16 protein-coding genes and 2 pseudogenes are annotated in these 20,401 nt (G+C 59.9%); 5 read left to right on the plus strand and 13 right to left on the minus strand.

Annotation, left to right across the window (positions count from 1 at the left end; translation table 11 throughout):
- Positions 1-30: 30 nt before the first annotated feature.
- A pseudogene (locus tag LC343_RS22650) lies at positions 31-474 on the plus strand (IS21 family transposase); the annotation flags it as partial.
- A gap of 71 nt (positions 475-545) precedes the next feature.
- Positions 546-692, plus strand: a pseudogene (locus LC343_RS25170) (AAA family ATPase); the annotation flags it as partial.
- Positions 693-948: 256 nt separating this feature from the next.
- Here the strand turns inward: LC343_RS25170 and LC343_RS22660 are convergent.
- The 9 genes from LC343_RS22660 to LC343_RS22700 all read right to left on the minus strand — a co-directional run bounded on the left by LC343_RS22660 (position 949) and on the right by LC343_RS22700 (position 10,753).
- On the minus strand, positions 949-2,364 hold the full coding sequence (locus tag LC343_RS22660) for a hypothetical protein (protein ID WP_223479461.1): 1,416 nt from the start codon (positions 2,362-2,364) through the stop codon (positions 949-951).
- A 139-nt stretch (positions 2,365-2,503) separates the two neighbouring features.
- Complete coding sequence (locus tag LC343_RS22665) at positions 2,504-3,712, minus strand: acetyl-CoA C-acyltransferase (RefSeq protein WP_223479462.1); 1,209 nt, start codon at positions 3,710-3,712, stop codon at positions 2,504-2,506.
- Between the two features lie 2 nt (positions 3,713-3,714).
- Positions 3,715-5,247: a class I adenylate-forming enzyme family protein gene (locus LC343_RS22670; RefSeq protein ID WP_223479463.1), complete on the minus strand. Its 1,533-nt coding sequence runs from the start codon at positions 5,245-5,247 to the stop codon at positions 3,715-3,717.
- Positions 5,244-5,453, minus strand: coding sequence for a hypothetical protein (locus LC343_RS22675; protein ID WP_223479464.1), 210 nt, complete (start codon positions 5,451-5,453; stop codon positions 5,244-5,246). The genes LC343_RS22670 and LC343_RS22675 overlap by 4 nt, the downstream gene beginning before the upstream one ends.
- Entirely contained in the window at positions 5,450-7,387 is a 1,938-nt protein-coding gene (locus LC343_RS22680; RefSeq protein ID WP_223479465.1) for a TRAP transporter permease, read from the minus strand. Before LC343_RS22680 ends, LC343_RS22675 begins: the two co-directional genes overlap by 4 nt.
- Before the next feature lie 109 nt (positions 7,388-7,496).
- Complete coding sequence (locus LC343_RS22685; protein ID WP_223479466.1) at positions 7,497-8,486, minus strand: TAXI family TRAP transporter solute-binding subunit; 990 nt, start codon at positions 8,484-8,486, stop codon at positions 7,497-7,499.
- Between the two features lie 64 nt (positions 8,487-8,550).
- A complete protein-coding gene (locus LC343_RS22690) occupies positions 8,551-9,036 on the minus strand; it encodes a MaoC family dehydratase (protein ID WP_223479467.1) in 486 nt (161 codons plus the stop codon).
- A 15-nt stretch (positions 9,037-9,051) separates the two neighbouring features.
- Positions 9,052-9,534, minus strand: coding sequence for a MaoC family dehydratase (locus tag LC343_RS22695; RefSeq protein ID WP_223479468.1), 483 nt, complete (start codon positions 9,532-9,534; stop codon positions 9,052-9,054).
- Between the two features lie 31 nt (positions 9,535-9,565).
- The gene (locus tag LC343_RS22700) at positions 9,566-10,753 is read right to left on the minus strand and encodes a CaiB/BaiF CoA transferase family protein (protein WP_338018603.1); all 1,188 of its coding nucleotides are present in this window, start codon (positions 10,751-10,753) and stop codon (positions 9,566-9,568) included.
- Between the two features lie 162 nt (positions 10,754-10,915).
- Between LC343_RS22700 and LC343_RS22705 the strand changes: the two genes are divergently transcribed.
- Complete coding sequence (locus tag LC343_RS22705) at positions 10,916-11,692, plus strand: IclR family transcriptional regulator domain-containing protein (RefSeq protein ID WP_223479469.1); 777 nt, start codon at positions 10,916-10,918, stop codon at positions 11,690-11,692.
- Positions 11,693-11,724: 32 nt separating this feature from the next.
- On the opposite strand, the gene LC343_RS22710 is transcribed toward LC343_RS22705, so the two are convergent.
- Positions 11,725-12,492: an IclR family transcriptional regulator domain-containing protein gene (locus tag LC343_RS22710; RefSeq protein ID WP_223479470.1), complete on the minus strand. Its 768-nt coding sequence runs from the start codon at positions 12,490-12,492 to the stop codon at positions 11,725-11,727.
- A 203-nt stretch (positions 12,493-12,695) separates the two neighbouring features.
- Here LC343_RS22710 and LC343_RS22715 point away from each other — a divergent pair, with 203 nt between their 5' ends.
- Both LC343_RS22715 and LC343_RS22720 read left to right on the plus strand, forming a co-directional pair.
- On the plus strand, positions 12,696-13,595 hold the full coding sequence (locus tag LC343_RS22715) for a sulfurtransferase (RefSeq protein WP_223479471.1): 900 nt from the start codon (positions 12,696-12,698) through the stop codon (positions 13,593-13,595).
- Positions 13,592-15,355 (plus strand): FAD-dependent monooxygenase, encoded by a 1,764-nt coding sequence (locus tag LC343_RS22720; protein WP_223479472.1) that lies wholly within the window; start codon positions 13,592-13,594, stop codon positions 15,353-15,355. The genes LC343_RS22715 and LC343_RS22720 overlap by 4 nt, the downstream gene beginning before the upstream one ends.
- A gap of 588 nt (positions 15,356-15,943) precedes the next feature.
- Here LC343_RS22720 and LC343_RS22725 read toward each other — a convergent pair.
- From LC343_RS22725 to traA, 3 genes are all read right to left on the minus strand, one after another.
- The gene (locus LC343_RS22725; protein ID WP_223479477.1) at positions 15,944-17,071 is read right to left on the minus strand and encodes a conjugal transfer protein TraB; all 1,128 of its coding nucleotides are present in this window, start codon (positions 17,069-17,071) and stop codon (positions 15,944-15,946) included.
- A gap of 16 nt (positions 17,072-17,087) precedes the next feature.
- A complete protein-coding gene (gene traF, locus LC343_RS22730; RefSeq protein WP_223479473.1) occupies positions 17,088-17,618 on the minus strand; it encodes a conjugative transfer signal peptidase TraF in 531 nt (176 codons plus the stop codon).
- Positions 17,615-20,401 (minus strand): Ti-type conjugative transfer relaxase TraA (gene traA / locus LC343_RS22735; protein ID WP_223479474.1); only part of this gene is annotated, 2,787 nt, incomplete at its 5' end. The genes traA and traF, both read right to left, overlap by 4 nt.

A 20,401-nucleotide genomic window follows, 5' to 3' on the forward strand; every position in this document is an offset into this window, starting at 1 on the left:
CACCCATTCGCGGTCTTGTCGGCGCGCAATTTTACGCACCGGGTGGTCGAGGTCTTCCACAATCATAGACGCGTCGCCAATCATGTCCGCCGTCCTCAGCGTTCCGGTCACGTCACCGTCAACGCGCACATGCCCAGGGCCGATCAGGGCTACACCAACACGACACCGGCGACCCTGATCAGACAAGCCGCGTGGATCGGTCCCAACACAGGCATTCTGGTCGAACACATGATGCGCGACCGGCCGCATCCCAAGCAGGGATACCGATCAGCTATGGGCATTCTCTCGCTAGCTCGGCGCTACGAGCGGGGCCGGCTGGAAGCCGCTTGCGAGCGGTCGCTGACCATTAACGCCGTCACCTAATCCTCCGTCGCGGCGATCCTCAAATCCGGCCTCGACCGGGCGAAGCCCGCTGCCGAACCCATCAAGCCGACACCGCCGCACACCAAAATCCGCGGCAGATCCTACTATAAATCAACGAAAGGAACCGACCTATGCTCACACATCCCACCCTGGATCAGATGCCGGCACTCGGGCTTGGCAGGATGGCATCCGCCTATCGGGATCTGGCGGACCAGAACAACGCAAACCATCTCAGCCGCGATGAATGGCTCGGCCTCATGCTCGATCGCGAAGCGGCCATGCGCGTGGACAAACGGCGCACCAACAGACTCGCCGCCGCCAAACTGCGGTTCTCCGATGCATGCATCGAGAACATCGATTTTGCCGCCCGACGTGGCCTCGATCGGCACCACAAACCTGGAAGCTTCGCTTGGCTAGATCGATCGCCTGAATATGCACGCCTGACATGTGCTCCTCCTTCGAAAGCGCCACACCGGCGCAGATGGTATAATACGATGCCGGACGAAGGGGGCATCAACCCCAGCAGTTCAAAACCAAGTGTCCACGAAACCGGCAGCAGGCCACCCGTTTCCAGCAAACTTGCAGTTATGAGCCGGGAGAAACGAAGCTTCCCCAAATCAGGAACACACCCATCGAAATGCCGGCAAATGCGATTGCAAACAAACCGTTCCAGCGCAGTCCGATTACATCGGTACCTTTTCCTGCCGCCCCGGCCGCGATTGCGACGGTAGCAGTGACCGGAGAAATGGTCATGGCGCTACACCAGCCAGACAGTGCGGCAGCCATGAGCATCGGCTCCGGGATAGGCACCCCGGCTGCGGTCAGCGAACCGACGATGACCGTGCCCGTGATGAAAGGGTTGACGCCGACTATGCTCAAGAGCGGCATGACCAGTACGATGAGACAGGCAATAACGCCGGGTCCTGCATTGAGACCGGAAACCAGGGCCTGAACGAATTCCATCGGGATCATCTCCGCAAGCAAAAGGCCGAGGAAGCTCGTGGACGCCATAATGCAAATCTCCGAAACGGACGAAGGCAATGCGCGATAGCCGTTGATGCCCAACATCGCCGTGCTGGCACGTGGCGACGCGGCACCTGTCAGAACCGTCCACAGGACCGCGGATAAGGGCACGACGATCAGAATCGCTGCGCGTATGGGAATACCGAAAATCAATTCCCCCATCGCTGCCGAACCCGTGATAGCGAAAACAAGCCCGAGCAACATGAAGACAGCGCCGACCCCTCCGTCGCGGTTTGTCGGCGTGATCCGAGCTTTCGGCTTCGGCTCAAGAAAATCGAATATCCATCCCGTAAAAAGAAAGAGAACCATCATGCCAAGGCCATATGGCAGATAATCCACCCAGCTCATTGTCGGCATAAGAGGAATGACAAGATTCATCGCGACACCGACGGGTGACCACAACACCGTGGAAACGAAGCCGCGCATAACGGCATTCGTAATTCGCCGGGTACGGATCTCGGTAACAGCCGCATCCTCTTTCTCGCGAACGGTTCCGGCGAGAGCGATCCGCAACAGGAACTGCAGCCCGCCAACATTCAACAGAACGCCGAAAATATGTCCGCCGGCCGTGAGTAACCAGAAACGGCGGCGCGGCGGCTGATCGACAACGAAATGAGCCGCGGTTTGAACCTGCCGCGATTGTTGCGCTGCCACACGCAAGAGGGTCATCACGGCAAGCAATGCAGGCAAATAGATTGCCCGGCTCGCCGCCAGTGCAAGCGCTTCAAGTCCACCCCCGAGAACCACGAAGAAAACGGCCGCTGCAGCCGCCGCAAGGACCGTAATGCGCGAACTGGACCGCATCGCCGGCCAACCGGCGATTACGTAGACGACGATAGAAAACAGCGCGACGAGCGCCGCCATGTGATGGCCGCTGAGCGTATCGAAAAGCGTCAGCATCGCCGCGCATATTATCGCAATTGCGGAAATATGCTCGACAACTGAAATCGACCGGTCAACCGACAGCCCCGGCGGCAAGGTCATGAACTGCCCGTTTTGCTATTGAACAAGATAAACCGTTCCTGACCGTGCCCCTGCCGATAAGAAGGCGCTTGCCGGCGTGACTGCATGTCCGCCCTGGGCAATCCAACAAAATACCAGAAACGTCTCCCGGCGGTTAAACCCGTTCGATCACCATGGCTTCACCCTGCCCTATTCCAACGCAAAGACTGACAACAGCATAACGTCCGTTGCGTTCATGCAGAGCACGCGCCGCCGTCAATGCCAGCCTCGCTCCGGAGGCCCCGAGAGGATGGCCGATGGCAATTGCGCCGCCATTCGGGTTGACGCGCTCATCGTCAAACTGGAGGTCAAGGCCTTTCAGGCAGCCAAGCACCTGGGCCGCGAACGCCTCGTTGATCTCGATAATGTCCATATCGGACAATTCGAGACCGGCGCGCTGCAATGCCTTTTGAATTGATGTGATCGGCCCCAGCCCCATGACGCGCGCGGGCACGCCTACCGCTGCGGTCGAGACGACCTTTGCAAGCGGCTTGCGTCCCAATGCTTCGCAACCCGCCTTGTCGGCGACAGCAATCACGCAAGCGCCATCATTCACGCCAGACGCGTTGCCGGCCGTCACCTGACCTTCGGGGGAAATTGTCCGGAGCCCGGCAAGATCATCGGCGGTCGTGCCGGGCCTCGGATGCTCGTCCTGCTCCAATCTGAATGGCTTCCTGCCCTTGACGTCGACCGGCACGAGTTCATCGGCAAAAAATCCGCGTGCCAGAGCTGCCGCGTAGCGCTGCTGTGAGCGATAGGCATAGGCATCGGAATCCTCGCGACTGATGCCCCATTCCACCGCAACGTTCTCCGCGGTATCTGCCAGGCTGTCGTCGCCGATGCGTTCGAGCAGCGCCTTGTTGGGAAACCGCCAGCCCAGGGTCGAGTCATAGGTTTCGACCGTACGCTGATATGCTTTCGAGGGCTTGGCAGTCACATAGGGCGCCCGGCTCATGCTTTCGGCGCCCCCCGCAATGAGCAGACCGGCATCACCGCAGGAAATCATGCGCGAAGCCGCAGCCAGAGCTGCAAGTCCGCTGGCACACAGCCGGTTGACCGTATGCCCCGGCGTCTCTTCCGGCAGGCCGGCGAGCAGAAGCGCATTGCGCGCGATATTGCGGCTGTCCTCGCCACCCTGGTTGGAACATCCGAGGATGACCTCTTCCACCAGCGCCGGATCCATGCCGGTGCGCTGCATAAGTGACATGATCAGCGCGGCGGCCATGTCGTCCGGCCTGACGCTCGCGAGCGCGCCGCCATAGCGGCCAAAGGGTGTGCGCACGCCGTCGACGAGGTAAGCGGTATTTTCGGTCAACTCGGTCATAATCAAACCTTCGCGTCCGCTCCCTGCCAATAACGCTCGCGCAAGACGCGTTTCAGAACCTTGCCTGTCGGATTGCGCGGCAGTTCATCCACGAAGTCGTAGCTGCGCGGCTTGAGGTAATCGGCGAGATGGTCCGCGCAGTACGCAGTCAGTTCGTCTTCGGTCACGCTAAAGCCCGGCTTCACGCAGACCGCGGCTTTCAGGGTCTCGCCCCATTTTGGGTCCGGAACGCCAAACACGGCCACGTCCGAGACGGCAGGATGGTGCTGCAACACGTCCTCGACCTCGCTCGGATAGATGTTCTCGCCACCGCTGATCACCATGTCGTGGCGCCGGTCGACGATGTAGAGATAACCATCCTCATCGAGCCGGCCCATGTCGCCGAGCGAAAACCAGCTGCCGCGAAATGCCTGGGCCGTCTTTTCCGGGTCGTTGTAATAACCGCTGAAAAGCGTCGGTGTGCGCAGATAGATCTCTCCCACCGTTCCTGACGGCACTTCATTGCCTTCGGTGTCGAGAATGCGCACATCGATATCGCGCACCGGCCGGCCGACGCTGCGGGTCTTGTTTTTCAGTTCTTCCGATCCGATCGACGCAATGATCCGCGTTTCGGTCGCAGCGTAGAATTCCTGCAGGATCGGCCCGAAGCCTTCGAGAACGTCGTTCTTGATCTTGGTCGGCAATGGCGCACCCCCGCTGATCAGAAGCCGCATAGAACTGGTGTCGAAAGATGCGAAGTCCTCGCATTCCAGCATCATGCGAAACATGGTTGGCACGAAGAACCCGTTGGTCACCTTGTATTTCTGGATCAACTCCAGACATTCGCGCGCCTTGAAGTCTCGCATCACGATGGACGTACCACCGAGATAGATTTGCAGCTGGGCAAAATCGCGCGGTGCGGAATGCCAGAAATACCCGGGATTCAGGGAAACTTCCTCCGGCCGGAAATCATAGAGAAGCGTCTTGTAGAGATAGCCGACGGCGATTGCGCGATGGCTGACGATTGCGGCCTTGGCCCGCCCCGTCGTGCCTGAAGTATAGCCGAGATAAAGCGGCTCCTCCGGCGTGAAATCGACCTCGGGCGCGATCTCCCGGCCGGCTTCGAGGATGGTTTCGTAATTCTGTTCGCCGCCTGCCTCGTCGTCGAGAACGATCGTGCGTGCCGCAATGGTCGCCGCCATGTCCGGCTGAAGGGTTGCCAGCAACTCGGTAAATTCCGGCTCGATGAAAACGCCGGTGACCTGTGCATGTTCAAGCCGCACGGCAACTTCTGCAGCCCGCAGGCGGTGGTTGATCGGCACCATGCAGATACCGGCCAGGCCGAGCGCAAAGGAAATCTCCAGATAGCGATGGCTATTGCGGGCCAGCACGGCGATGCGGTCGCCCCTGCGATACCCGCGCGCATTCAGGGCATCGGCAAGCTTGTTTACACGTGCATGCAGTTCGCGGTGGGTCCAGCTTTTTCCCTCGAAGACGATTGCAGGCCGGTCCCGATATTGAATTGCAGTATATGCAAGCGACTTTCCAACTATCATTTGGTTTCCTTGTAAGTGTCGGAGCTTGTTGGTTTGAGCGGCGCCACCTTGTGAACGAACCGCATGCCAACCATGACCGCGACCGCGCAGACCAGCGTCAGGGCCAGGTATTCGAGGTAGTTCGTGAAATGCATTCCGAGATAGGCCGGGACAAAACAGATGCCGGTGAGCAGCAGGACCATGATCCATTGGAGTAAGAATTTCATGTTCTAACCTCCTTGGTGCGGTTCGCATTGCCCTGGCGGCGCTGACGGAATGCGACAAACGCGACCAGGGTGACCGCGGCGAGCCCGTAACGCGCATCGGGGGTGATCAGCAGCATGGCAGCGGCCGCAAGGAGCAGCCGTTCCCAGGCAGCCAGTTGGGACATGAAATAGCCCTGGATAGAGGCAGCCAGGACGATCACGCCCAGCCCCGCGGATGCAGCGGCAATACCGATTTCGAACGGTGACCCGTTCAGCAGCAGGCCCGGCGTGTAAACGAACATGAACGGAATGATGAAAGATGCGATCCCGATCTTGGACGCGGTCCAGCCGGTCGTCCAGGGACTGGAGCCGGCAATGCCGGCCGCCGCATATGTCGTCAATGCGATCGGCGGAGTGACGCCCGACAGGGCACCGAAATAGAACACGAACAGGTTCGCGGCCATTGGCGAAACGCCCATGTCGACGATTGACGGGACAACGAGCGCCGCAAGCGTGATGTAAATGATCGTCGTGGTCATGCCCATTCCGAGCACGACGCAGATGATCATCGTCATGATCAGCGCAGGCAGCATGTTGCCCTGCGACACTTCCAGAATGAGCCTGGAGAACCTGCCGGCGAGCCCCGAGAGGTCCATCGAACCAATGATCAGGCCCGCGGCGGCACAGGCGATCGCGATCGGTATCGTCGCCCTGATCGCATTCTCCAGGCCGGCGATCACGTCTGCCGGTCCGAGCCTGGTTTCGGGGCGGAACTGGATCACGACCAGCGTCACGATCAACGCTGCGACGCCGGCAACCATCGGCGTGAATCCCATGATCAGAAGCGTAATGATCGCAACAAGAGACAGCAGGAGCGGCCAGCCGCGGCGCAGAACCTTCAGGAAATCCGGAAGCTCGCTGCGCGGCATGCCCACAAGGCCCTTCTTGCCGGCCTCGAAGTGGATCATGGCAAGAAGCGAGAGAAAGTAGAGAAGCGCCGGAATCAACGCCGCCATAACCACGTCACGGTAACCGGTGCCCGGGATGTACATCGGAATGATAAATGCGGCGGCGCCCATGATTGGCGGCATGATCTGCCCCCCATTCGACGCAATGGCCTCGACCGAAGCCGCAACTCGCGCACTGAATCCCGACGACTTCATCAAAGGGATGGTGAAGGAACCGGAGGTGACCACGTTCGCGGTCGTGCTTCCAGACAGCGTCCCGTAAAGCGCGCTCGCGATTGCCGCAGCCTTGGCCGGACCGCCCCTCATGTTTCCTGTGGTGGCAATCGCAAGATCCGTGAAGAATTGTCCGGCACCGGAACGGACCAGGATCGCGCCGAACATCATGAATGCAATGATGAAGGTCGAGGCAACAGAGACCGGAATGCCGAGCATGCCGTCAGTGTCCATCGTGAGATAGGAAATGAGGGATTCATACTCGGTCGGCGCAGCATAGAAGATGCCCGGAAAACTCGGCGCAAACACGGCGTGCAGCATGAAAAAGACGGGCAGTATCACCAGCGCCATTCCGACCGTGCGGCGAATGGATTCCAGAACCAGGAGTACCAACACCGTGCCGTTGATGACGTCCCCCGGATCGGGCAGACCCGAACGCATCGCCAATCCATCGATGTCACTGATCATGTAGGTGTAGCAGCCGACAGTACCGAGGATCAGCGCAAGATCGACAAGAGAGACCAGACGCAGCGGCGCGGTCCAGCTCTTCCGGCCGAGCGGATAGAAAATAAAAGTCAGAAGCAGAAAGAGGGTTATATGCGTCAGCCTGTGGCGAAACGCTTCCGCAACACCGAAAAGTCCTCCTGCGAGATGATATATGGCGGTGGCAAAAGCCAACGTGGCGGCGGCGAATACCAACCAGCCGGGTATCGTGCGAACCGTTCCATTGAACCAGGAGTCGGCTGCATTTTCTTCCTCGTAGTGAATTGCCACTACATCCTCCCCACGCCACCGCGCATGATAAATGCCGGGACGCGCTTCAAGCAGATGGTTCACAGAGAAAGCGCGGCCGCCACGAACGTAGCGGCCGCGCCGTGACGCCTTACCAGGCGTTCTTCTTCTTCAGATAGGCGATGGCACCGTCATGGAACGGGATCGGGCCGTCCTTCAGGCTGCTCGTCGCAAGCTCGACATTCAACGAAGGGCCCCCACCCATGAATTTCTGCAGGTCAGGGTCTTCATAGATCGTCTTGGTGATTTCCTCGACCAGATCGTTCGGCATATCCGCGGAGACGAGGAAGATCGACCACATGACGGGAACCGGGAAGTCACCCTTCACGCCCTTATAGGGATCGGCCGGATACATCATCTTGGTGTAGGCGCCCTTCGGCGTGAGCGCGTCAAGCGCTTGCTCCACTTCTTCCTCAGTGTAGGGCGGGATATCGATGCCCGGCGACTCGGAAAGCTTCAGAAGCAGCGGACTGGGCACCGACCCGTAATACATGAAGGCGTCAAGGCGACGGTCCTGCATCATGTTGCCTGCGTCGTTCAAACCCAGAAACTGCATTTGTCCGCCATTGGCAGCCAGCGATTCCTCGGTGATTCCCTTGGTCTCCAGGATCTGCATGACAGCCTGGGCCGTAGACCATTCGCGTTTACCGGGGCTGACAACCTTGCCCTGAAGGTCTGCCATCGACTTGATGTTGGCGTCCTTGCGAGTAACGGCGTGGAGATACGCCGGATAGAATGTGCCGATCAGGCGGACATTCTGGTACTTCCGGTCGAAGCTGCCCTCTCCGTTCCACGCCTCAAGCGACACAGGCGTAAAGCTGAAACCCATCTGCGCCTTGCCTTCACTGACCAGCATCTGGTTCTTCTGCGAACCGCCGGGTGTGTGACTGAAAGCGATATCCGGGAACTTCTTCTGCAGCTTTTCGGAAAGCTGTGTTCCGAAAGTATGCCAGATGCCGCCGGGCGACGTGGAAACAATCTTGAAGAACTCCGGATTGTCGTCAGCGGCTGCGGCCATCTGGCTCGCCGCCCCGAATATGGCGGCGCTTAGAACGGCCGCCTTGGCAAATTGCTTTATCATGCTTTCTCCTCCACTTGGGTTGCATGCTGGGTTGAATGACTAGTTCGGTATCTAGTTCTTGTGTTTATTCCGCTGCGGCCAACGGCGCGGCGATGGTGAGTTCATCGGGGAACTCGGCCATGGCCCTTCCGCTCGCAACCTGTTCATCCCTCTGGTTGAACACTGCGACATCGAAGACGACCCAACGTCCCTTGTCCGTGATCTGCTTTTCGCTGACCGTCACTTTCGGCGTGATCGTGTCTCCGGGCTTCACCGGGCTGAGCCAACGGGTCTCAAGGCGCCGGTGATAGCCGCCGCGCGGCATCAGCCAATCGGTCAGCGTACGGGTGATCAGCGCGAAATTCTGCATGCCGTGCATGATCACGCCGCCGAAATTCGTCTTGCCGAAATCATCCGCCATGTAATTGTCGTCGAAATGAAGCGGGTTGAAATCCAGCGACGCTTCGGCGAAGCGCTTGATCGTTTCCCGGCTCGGGGTGAAGGGCGTGCCTTCGAAGCGATCCCCTTCGTTGATTTCCGAAAAATGCTGTTCGGTTGTCTTGTTCGTCATCGGTCGTTCCATTTCTTATTGAGGGCGGATGGTCCAGCCGCGGCCGGAACAAACCACGTCACCGTTCTGGTTCGTGAAAACATTGTCATGGATGACGAAGAGGCGGCCCTTGCGCATGTAGCGGTCGAGCGCCCTGCCCTGCATGGTGATCGTGTCACCGGGTCTGGCCGGAACGTTGTAGAACCAGCTCTGGCTGGCGTTGATTGTCCCGGGCGAACGCATCCAGTCTTCCGTGCCCGTGCATGCGAACATCAGGAGAATGTGAATGGTCGGCGGCGCGACAATTCCGCCATACGGCGTTTTGCGCGCATACTCTTCATCGAAATAGAGCGGATTGGTCTCGCCCATCGCTTCTGCGAAGGTGGCGATGATCTCTTTCGTCAGCGTATACGGCTTCGTATCGCGCGGCGCGCCCGGAACGATTTGATCCCATGTTTGCCGCGCTCCTGCGTCTTTCCAGAAATCGGTCTCGAATTCGCCCGTTGAAATCGCTTGCATTCCTTGTTGTCCTCTCTGATTTGAAAAGGGGTTAGGCGGCTTCGGCCGGCCCGTTTGACACCAAAAGACTGCTTTCAAGCGCAGCCTCGATTTCTGCGGCCGACAGACCAGCTTCACTCAAAATTTTTCTTCCGTGCTCACCCAGCAGGGGTGGCGGCAAGCGGAGTTCGGCAGGAGTTCGTCCATAGCGAACGGGCAGACCGATTGTCGGGACTGTTCGGCCCGAGCCGTCCGAGATCCTCGCACCCATCCCGTTTTGCTGAATCTGCGGATCCGAAAAGACTTCTGCATAGTCGAGCACGAGGCCGATCGGCACGCCCGCGCCGCCGAGCACGGAAACCCAGTGGTCGGCCGTTCTGGCGCGAAAAAGCGGAACGATAAGTTTATCGAGTTCAGTGCGGTGACGAACACGGTCGGAATTGTTCGTGAATCTTGGGTCGTGCACCCAATCTTCGGCACCCAAAGCGGAACACATCGCTTTCCAGTGCTTGTTGCTCATCACGCAGATATTGATCGGCCTGTCGGCTGTCTCATAACTATCCGTGGGGGCCGAGAAGTACGAGCCGTTGCCCACTTTCGGCGTCTGCTCGCCGGTTGCGAAATAGTTGGAAATCTGGGGCGCCTGCAGAGCGACCAGGCAGTCAACCAGCGAAAGCTCGATGAACTGGCCTTCGCCGTCACGATCGCGCGCGCGCAGGGCGGCAACAATCGCGAGCGCAGCATTCAGACCGGCAACCATGTCGGCTACCCTCTCGCCACACTTGACCGGCCGGGAGTTGGGGCCGGTGACGGCCATCAGGCCGGCCATGCCCTGGAAGATATTGTCGAGGCCGGGACGGTCGGCATAAGGCCCTGTCTGGCCAAAGCCGGAGATCGAGCAGTAAACGACTTGGGGATTGCGGGCCCGGACCGCTTCATAATCGATACCGAGCTTCTCCTTCACCCTTGGCAGGAAGTTCTCGACGACGACGTCGGCCTTCTCAGCCATTTTCAGCAGTAACGCGCCGGCCTCCGGATGCCGGAAATCGATGCACAGGCTGCGCTTGTTGCGATTGACGCTCTGATAGTAGGCTGACTCGCCATCGATACTCGGGGGGCAAAGATCCCGACTGGGATCGCCCTCCTTCGGCTCGACCTTCCAGACGTCCGCACCGAGATCAGCCAATTGCATCGTGGCAAAAGGCCCCGAAAGCACTCGGGACAGATCAAGAATGCGCACTCCTGACAGTGGCGCTCCTCCCATCGAATTGTTCTCCCTGCGAACTTTTGTTCTTAGATCGAACATATTCGACGATTGTTAGATCGGTCAACCGCCTTGACTGCCGTTTTTCAATATTTCAAACATTTGTTCGCTGAGAGCACAAAATCGGATGTAGGTGACGTGGTAGATAGTGAATCGAACGGGATCGAATCCGTTCAGGGGTTTACGCGCGGATTGGCAGTCATTCGTTGCTTTGGAGAGGACGCCGCGCGTCTGACACTTACCGATGTCGCCAAGCGGACAGGCCTGTCGCGGGCAGGCGCAAGGCGTCTGCTCTACACGCTATGCAACGAAAATTACGCAGACACCGACGGCAAGTTCTTCTGGTTGACCCCGCGCATTCTCGATCTGGGCTATTCCTATCTGTCCTCGATGGAGCTTTGGGGCTTTGCGCAGGAATATCTCGAGAAGCTCCGCGAGAGCCTGGGCGAATCGGCTTCGATTGCGGTCCTCGACGGTAATGATGTCGTCTACGTGTTGCGGGCCCAGACCAAACGGATGCTGGCATCCTATCTCGGCGTCGGAAGTCGCATTCCTGCCTATGTGGTCTCGCTTGGCCGCATTCAACTCGCCATGTTGCCCGACGCAAAGCTCGAGCAATATCTTTCCCAGGCCACCCTGGAAAAGTTCACTCCCTTCACGATCGACAACGTCGATGATCTTCGCGAGCGGCTAAAGATCGACCGCGAACGCGGATACTCGATTGTCATGAAAGAACTCGAACTCGGCATTTCCGGCGTCGCCATGCCCGTGCGCGATCGCCTTCATCGCACCATCGCGGCGATAAGCTGCAACTTCCGGCCGGATATCGGCGAGGAGCCGGCGAAGATGAAGGAAATTATCTCAAACCTTCAGCAGACCCGCGACGAGATCGAGACCGTTTTGCGCATGCGCTGAGACCCACACGACGCCGGTTAGCCCGGTCGGGTTCAGGAACCTGTACTTGCCCGGATACGGGCCGCCGTGTGCTGCAATGCCGGTAAAAGCTCTTTCACCGCCGTCGCTTCGGTGAACAGGCCTGCTGGCAGGCTGATATTGATCGCCGCGACCACATCGCCAGCCATGTCGCGGACAGGCATGGCGATACCCGCAATCGATTCGTCGAATTCCCCATCTCCCCAGCAATAGCCCTGCCTGCGGACTTTCCTGATTTCCTCGGCCAGCAATTCCTTGTCCGTTATCGTCTTGGATGTCAGTCGCCTGACCTCAGCTCTTTCCAGATAGGCGGCGAGTTCCTCATCCGACAGGCCCGACAACAAGGCCCGCCCCATCGATACGCTGTAGGCCGGCATCCTGCTGCCCAATGACGGGCTCATTGGAAGAATCCGCAGGGCGTGCTGACGCTGAAGGTACACGATGTCGTCGCCGTCAAGCACCGAAAGCGCGCATGACTGGTTCATGTTCGCACTGAGTTCCTCCAGCGCGAACTGGGCCTCCCGCCAATAAGGCAGGGTCGCCAGATAGGACAGTCCAAGCCGCAATACCCTCGGCGTCAGCCAGTATCGTTTGCCGTCGCTGCGCACCATCTCAAGATCCAGCAGCGTCAGGAGAAAGCGCCTCAAGGCGGTGCGCGGCAGGCCGGTCGTCGTGGCGAGCTGGGCCAGGGACTGGCCGTCGGTCTCAACGCTCAACGCCTCAATGACCTTCAGTCCCCGAGCGAATGTTCGCACGAAGGATTCGCTCTCCGGAGTCGCCATTTCCATCGCCTTTCTTGACGGAACTGTTCAACGCGGCCTAATATGACCGCTTAGCGGCTAAGAATAACCGCTTAGCGGTCATTTTACAAGAGAAAATTCATGATCCAGGAGGAGAGTCGAAAAATGCGTGCCAAATCCATCCGGACGGAGGTCCACAACCATCCGGTCCTGCCCGTTTCGGGAATCCGGGCGGGAGGAAAATGATGAACATCGCCGCTCCCGCCTATCTGATGCCCGTTTCCAGCCAGATCGTTCAGGCCGGACAGTTGGTCTCGGAGCCGCATCCCGACCGACTTTTCATCGACGCCCATTTCGGCACCGAGTTGCAGGAGGAGATCGACAATTTCAGGGAGGGTCACATTCACGGCGCCGTCTATGCGCAGATTCGTGACGTGTTTGCCGGCCCGGAGACACCAACGAGCGGAAGCCTTCCGCTGCCCGATATCGCCCGGCTGCAGGAGCAGATCGACGCCTGGCAAGTGGGCGTCGATACCGAGATCATTGTCTATGGTCCCTCGCCTGCCCTTGCCGCGCGCGGATGGTGGGTTCTCAAATGGGCAGGCCTAGACAATGTTCGCTTCCTTGATGGCGGCCTGCGTGCCTGGGAGTTGGCCGGCGGCGCCGTCGCGCAGGGCGATTCCCGGCCGCGCCCGGCGCGAAAATCCAGCCGCGCAAACCTGTCTCCAGGGAATTTGCCGTCGATAGACATCGACGATGTCGAACGGCTCGACGAGCGCACGATCCTGATCGATGCGCGCGATGAGACCGCCTATCTATCCGGATGCATCCCCGGGGCAATCAATCTACCGGCGTCCGACCAATGGACGCCGTCCCGCCTCATGCGGTCGTCAAGCGAGATATCGGAACTTTTCAAGAAGGCCGGTATCACACCGGGCGCCGAAGTCGTCGTCTATTGCGGCGGCGGCGTTCTGTCGGCCCTCGTCTTCATGACACTGGAAACGGTTGGCATTCAGCCACGCCTCTTTGTCGGCTCCTGGTCGCAATGGAGCAGATTTCAGGAACGCATGGCGAGTAGCGCGCCTTATCTGCGCCACCTCATCGAAAACGGAAAACAACAGCTCAAAGGGAGGCATCGGGCATGAATTCCGAAGCGAACAAGGAAGAAACGCACAGTCAACCGGCCGAACTGATCGATGTCGCAATCTGCGGCGGAGGCCCTGTTGGACTTTCGCTTGCCTATCTTCTGGGCCGCGAGGGCATTCGCGTCCGCCTGTTCGAAAAGCGGGCCGGCACGACCACCCTGCCAAAGGGCCAGTACATGCATGCCCAAACAGCCGAGCTCTACCGGCAATGGGGTATCTGGGACGAACTGGCAAACAAGGGCTGGCCAATCAACAAGTCCAATGGACAGGGCTACTATGTCAATATCGCCAGCGGTCCGGTCGCGCAGGTTCGCGCAAATATGGGAAGCGAAGAGGACTATAAGGAAAAATGGGCTCCGCTAACGCCCGTCTACCCGCGTAAAATCCCTGCCTCCGACTACGAAGCGGCGATCTGCCGCAAAGCGGAAGAATGGCCGAATGTCGACCTCAACTTCAACCGTCGCGTTACCGATATCCAGGAGGCCGACACTTATCTGGCTCTCGAGGTGCGTGACCAGAATGACGGTTCGCCAGAGACCGTAAGGGCACGATATGTCGTCGCCTGCGACGGCGCGCACAGCTTCATTCGCAACCGTATCGGCAAGGGCGAAGATAACGGGCCTGCTTTCATCAACCAGGTTCTGGTCGAATTCGAAGCGGAACTCGATCATAGCCTCGGCAAGGACGGTTTCTTTCATTCCTTCGTTCTCGATCCGCGCTATGCCGGCTGGTTCGGCAGCAAACATCCGGAAACCGGGTCATGGCGCTACAGTTTCCGGCATGATGAGGATGAGCTGCCGCATCCCGATGTGGTGCTGGCACGGATTCGCGGGGCGCTCGGCGAACCCGGCCTGCCGATCAAGGTCATTCGCACCTACCGGTTTGACTATACCACGGGGCTCCTGAGGCGCTGGCGCGAAGGCAATGTGATCTTTGCCGGCGATGCGGCCCACTGGCATTCGCCTTGGGGCGGCTTCGGTGCGAATTCGGGGATCCAGGATGCCAACAATCTCGCCTGGAAACTCAATCTCGTCATCAAGGGCGCGGCTTCGGAAGACCTGCTCGACACCTTTGAGATCGAGCGCAAGTCGAAGGCGTTGCAGACCGTGAAGTCGGCCACCTACAACTCGCTGCATTATCAGTCGATCGTACAGTCAGCGCTGGTCGGAGAGCCGCGGCTCTACACCCATGGAGAGGTCAGCGAGGCATGTCAGCAGTTCCTGCAGGAACGCATGAAGCCGCATGGCGATAATGCCGTGCTTCATACAGGCTATCAGCTCGGCACGGTTTACCGATCTGATTCCGTGATCTGCGACGGCACGACTGCGCCCGATCCGACGCTGAAAGACTATGTCGAAACGACAATCCCGGGCACCAGAGCCCCGCATGTCTGGTTGCAGACAGGGGATGGCGACACGATTTCCACAATCGACCTCTACGGTGGCCGGTTTGTTCTCGTGGCGATCGACGAAGCCGCGGCATGGCAGGAAATAGCGGCGGGCATTCGCGACACCTTCGACATCGGCCTTTCGGTCGCCGATCTGAGCGGACGGGGCGATTACCAGCCGGAAGAACCGAAGTTTTCGCGCATCTACCGGGGAGATGAAGCAGTCTCGATGGTGCTTGTCCGGCCGGACGGATACATCGCCGGGCGCTTCCGCGGCGATGTGCAACGCGACGGCCGCCGTTTTCTACACGACGCCTTCCGGCAGATACTCGGCAAGGACGCCGCTTCCGCGAAGGAAGAACTCGCTGCCTGAGTTGCCCGGGTTTTACATGACGAAGGGGCGCGGCTTGGATACCACGCCGCGCCCGACCCATGCACGTGTTATTGAAAAGTGAATCGCCGCTGTATTCATGTTCAATTGAGCGAATATAGTCAGATGTCACACCCCCTCCGCCGCCACTCATCAACAATTCAGATCCTTGTGGCGACGACCAATTCCACAGCGCCCATTTCCTCTTCGGCCCATGGTCCCTACAAAGTCGGTTCCTATGGTGATATGTGTGATGTCGGCGACCCAAAGTTGGTTGGGACCGTGAACCTCAAGATTCCGTGCCACATTGTGGTAGATCGGGCTGTCGTGATCACGGATCCATGCAGGTTTCTCTGCGATCCTTCGCGGCAGGACTATCCCGCCGCTACCGTGGCAGACTTTCTCACCGCCACTCCTAGCGCAGGACGGATTGCGTCGCGTGTTGATCTGAATGAAGCAATACGGGCATTTGTAGTGACATTGAATAATGAAACATCACAGTTTTGCCCTTCGTTTGCTGGGTTCGATCATATGGAGATGGTCGAGGTCGAATGACTAATATGGTCAATATCGATTATCATTGGAGGACTTTCAGTCATTGAAAGCGAAAACCAGTGGCAAACCGAACAACGACGCCCACGCCCTGACGTTCGCTTTCTGGATCGGGACGATGTTGGCGTCGCCGGTCCACCAGCCATTGCCTGTCGCCACGATGACATCCGGGTTAAAGAGCACGGACTGAACGATCGGCCACACGATGAGCTGCTCATAGCAGATCAAGGGCGCGATCGACGTTCCGGCAAATCTGCCGGTGGGGTTGCCGAAGAACTGCGCTGATGCGCCGCCCGAGGCCCAGGGCCGCCACATCGATATCGGCACCGGCATCCGCTCCCTATAGGAGATCCTTGCCCCTTCGCCCGTCAGCTCGATCATGACATTGTCATAGCCGCTCTCGTTGATGACAACGGCGCCGCCGGCGACGATGGCATCGAGGCCGACCAGGTTTCGGGTCCAGAGGCGCTCCGTGGTCGGCGTCCAGATCCCGAGCGCGCTTTCAGGCAGAACAACTGTGCTGGCACCATTCCCCACGGCGCGTCTGACAAGCGCGACCGTCGTCATATGCTGAGCGTAGTCGGCATGGTTTCCGGCAACCTGGTAATCGAACGCCGTATCAATTCCGACCCATCCCTCCGGCGGTTCGGGATCGGTCCAGGTGAATGAGGAAAGCGCAAAGGCCACGCCCATTGCGACACCCGCCAGCGGCCAGGCGCGTGTGGTCATAGCCGAAAGGCCAACGGCCGTGGCCGTCAGTCCTGCCCAGCCCCAGCCGGGGAAGAGCACGCCGGCCGCGGTGATCGGACTGGCCCACCCGACGATGCCGAATGGCGGCACGCTCATCAACGTCGCCGCCACCAGGTATCGCAGCGGCCGATGCCATCCAGGCTTCGGCGACCACAGCACTGTATGAACCACAACGAACAGCAGCGATGCGGCAATCCAGAGACCGAGCCCCACCCAGATATCGCTCGCATAGAAAATCGATACGCCGATGGGCAAGCCTCTCGAAGCCGCCATGAAATAAGCCATCGAAACAAGGCCGGCGACCAGGCGCGACGGCGCAAAAGCCCAGAGTGCGGGAAACAGACACGCGATCGGAAGCAGAAGCACTTCGCCGCTCCATCCGATGGCGCCGACCGCCGCAGCCGCGGCGATGAACATCACCGCGGTGAACAGGCTACGGCTCGAGGGTAAGAACCGGTTCCGCCAGGCCGAGAACTCCGCTTGCGGGGATCGGCCCGAAATATCGCGAGTCATAGGACCCCTCATAATCTGAATGAAGAAGCAGCTTGCCGGCCGGCACGACGCCGCCGGTGAAAGGCGTGAGCGCCCTGCCCACCCCGTCCACTGGCTGCAGCCCCGAACTCGGCAGGGGGCGCCCGTCGATCGTCACCGACGAACCGATCCCGATGGTCTGCCCGGGCAGCGCGACGACGGTTTTGATGAGAGGGCTGCGCCAACCGGGGCACAGGCCCGGGCGGATGTAGCCACGCTCGAAAGCCAGATCGAAGGTCGCGGTCTGCGGCGGGCAAATGAAGACCAGGTCCCCGACACGAACATCACGGTGGAGCACATGGATCCGCCAAAAACCGAGCGGATAGCTGGGCGATAAGTTCACCCGCAGTCTGGCGCCATAGCCGACAGCGAAGAGTGCGACCGGAACGGCCACGAGAGCTGCAACAATTGCGATGCGCCTGCGCCGGATCACTGTTTCAGCCTCTGGCTCTTGGTCTGCGTTTGTCGCATCGCCTCGGACTGTTTCAGGGCCTGCTGCGTGCGCTCATGGGCGGCCAACTGCTGGCCGGCGCGCATGGTCGGCCATGCGGTGCTGAGCTTTTCCCGATCGCCGGACGACATGCCTTGCGCTGCCTTGTCGAACGTCGACCCCGTCGGGTCCTGGGCTGCACTGCCGAGTAACGTACGCACGCCAAAACGCTCCGAAACCGCCTTGTTGAAGGTGTCGAGTTCGGCCTTCACCATGCGGTCGGCCAACGCAAATCCCAGCGCGGCAGGAAGGTCGTTCCTGTCGATGGCGTCGCGGACCTTTTCCATTGCCAGCGCCGCGGCCGGCGACAGGGACGGGATATCGATCGAGGTTCGCTTGCGGTGTCCTTCTTCTTCCAGCCTGTACCTGGCGGTCGCCCTCTCCCTCATGTCGAGATAGCGTTCGAGGTCCTTGCGCAGCGCCGGCACGTTGACTTCCGCCACGCGCCGGTCTTCGCGGTCCGCGCGGCTCGCCAGCAACCCTTCTCGGCCCTTGAGCGCGCCGAAGCTTGCCGCATTGCGCTCGATCTCACCCAGTCGCTGACGGGCGACGTTCGGGTCTTCGACGACGGCCTCCATGCGCATAGCCTTGAAGGCGCCTTCGGGATCCGCATAGACGAGGCGGATGCGGTCGGAGAAATTGTCCCATTGCTTTTGCAGGGCGGGATCGGATTGCAGCTTTTCGTCCGTGACGTCGGCAACCAACATTGTGAAACTGGAAATGCCCTTGACCATCGGCGCGGCCTTTCTGGTTGATTGCGGGGACTGGTGAAGCGGTCGATCGACAAGGCCGAGGCGCGCACCAGCGGCCCGAAGCCGAAGGCCGAGATCGACGAGTTTCTGTTTCTGCCGGATCGTCCATTGGACCCGGTCCCGCATCAGCGTTCGCGCGACACGCACGAGGTGCAGACCGCGATTGTTGGCGAACCGGAGCGCATGGGCGTAGAAGCGGCCGCCCGCATAGTCGAGGGTGACTTCCTTGGCGTTCTTCCGGGAGAGGAGCTTCTCGAGGCCGCCGGCGAGGTGAAAGGACCGGCTGCCATAATAGAGAGCCATGTCTTCCCGGTGGCGCGTCATCGCGACATAGGTCAGGTGCCGGTCGAGCGAGAGCGATGCCAGAACCTTCACGCGATCGACCGTCGCGCCCTGGGATTTGTGGATCGTCGTGGCATAGCCGTGATCGAGGTTGCGATAGAAGCGCTGGTCGACGATTACACGGGTTGCCCCCTCCCCGTCCCCGACCGTCGCAACGATGCGGCCCGGCGCGGCCTCGACGACCTTTGCGATCATGCCGTTCTTGACGCCGAGCGAGCCTTCGTTCTTGAGGAAAACGATCTGGTCGCCGGCGGCAAACTGCCTGGTTCCCTCTTCGGTCCTGAAGGCGTGGCCGGTTTCGATGAGGCCGCGCTCGACGAGCTTTTCACGCGCCATCGTGTTGAGCTCGCGGACATCACGGCGCAGATGCGCGAGGATCAAACTCGACTTCTCCGGATCGTAGTCCCGGTTCCAGTCGGCAATGAGGGTTTCGACCGCATCGGCTTTCAGCGTTTGCGAAATCAGCTTGCCCTTGGCGCGATACGCAGAGAGCGCTTCCGTCACCCGACCACGCGCCAGATCGAGCGACGCGGCCCGCATCCATGGTTCATTCTGACGATAGATGGTTTCGAGCTCGGCATAGCCGGTGCGTTCGACAATCGCCCGGAACGCAGCACCCGCCTCGATCGGCTGCAGCTGCTCGGCGTCACCGACAAGGATCAGTTTCGCGCCGGACCTGGTGACCGCTTCAACGAAGGTCGCCATCTGCCGGGACGAGACCATGCCCGCTTCGTCGAGAACGAAGACAGTCTTGTCATCGAGACGCCGGCGGCCCTGTTGCCAACCCAGCTCCCAGGAAGCGAGCGTGCGCGACGGGATGCCGGCTTCCTTTTCCAGACCCTCGGCCGCCTTGCCCGCAAGCGCGCCACCGACGACTTTGTAGCCGCCCAGTTCCCAGGCTTCGCGGGCGGCCTTCATCATCGTGGTCTTGCCGGCCCCTGCCCGGCCGACGACGGTTGCGATCCGCTCGGCGCCCGCCACATGCTCGATGGCCGTCCGCTGCTCGTCCGACAACCGTTCATGCCGGCCAAAGACGGCTTCCAAAACCGTCGCCCGGACTTCGAACCCGCCCTTTCCCGAAAGCCAGTCCGCGCGGCTGACCATTTCGGCCTCGAGCCTGATCATCGCCCGTGTGGTCAGCCGTGCCGGAACACGCGCGCCTGTCGCGAAGTCAATGGTCTCTTCGGCGAGCTTCAGGCATTCCGGGCTTTCCGCAATCCGCGCCAGGAGCCGCTGGAAGCTTCCGGGATCGTCGACATAGCGATGCAGGACCTTGGCGATGTCGCGCTGATTGAAAACGCTCTTTTCCGAGGTGAGAATGTCGAGCACCAGCTCGGGACGGGCCTCGATGCGCGCGGCGTTCTTTTGCCGTTGCGCCTCATGAAGGGCGAGCCGTTCGAGATCGATGGCGCTCGCCTTGGTCTCGGCCTTGCGCTGAAGCGCCTTTGCTGCAACGCCGATATGGGTGGTCGGCTCGATGTCGATACCGCGCTCGGTATAGGAGCGGCCATCGACACGGATTTCCAAACCGGCAAGGGCAAGGTGGTGGTTCTGGAGATCGAGCCATCTTTGCCGTTGCTCGAGGAATTCAGGTTTCTCACCGGACCAGAGCTTGTACTGGATTTTTCCGGT

This window comes from Oricola indica, assembly GCF_019966595.1.
Lineage (GTDB): Bacteria > Pseudomonadota > Alphaproteobacteria > Rhizobiales > Rhizobiaceae > Oricola > Oricola indica.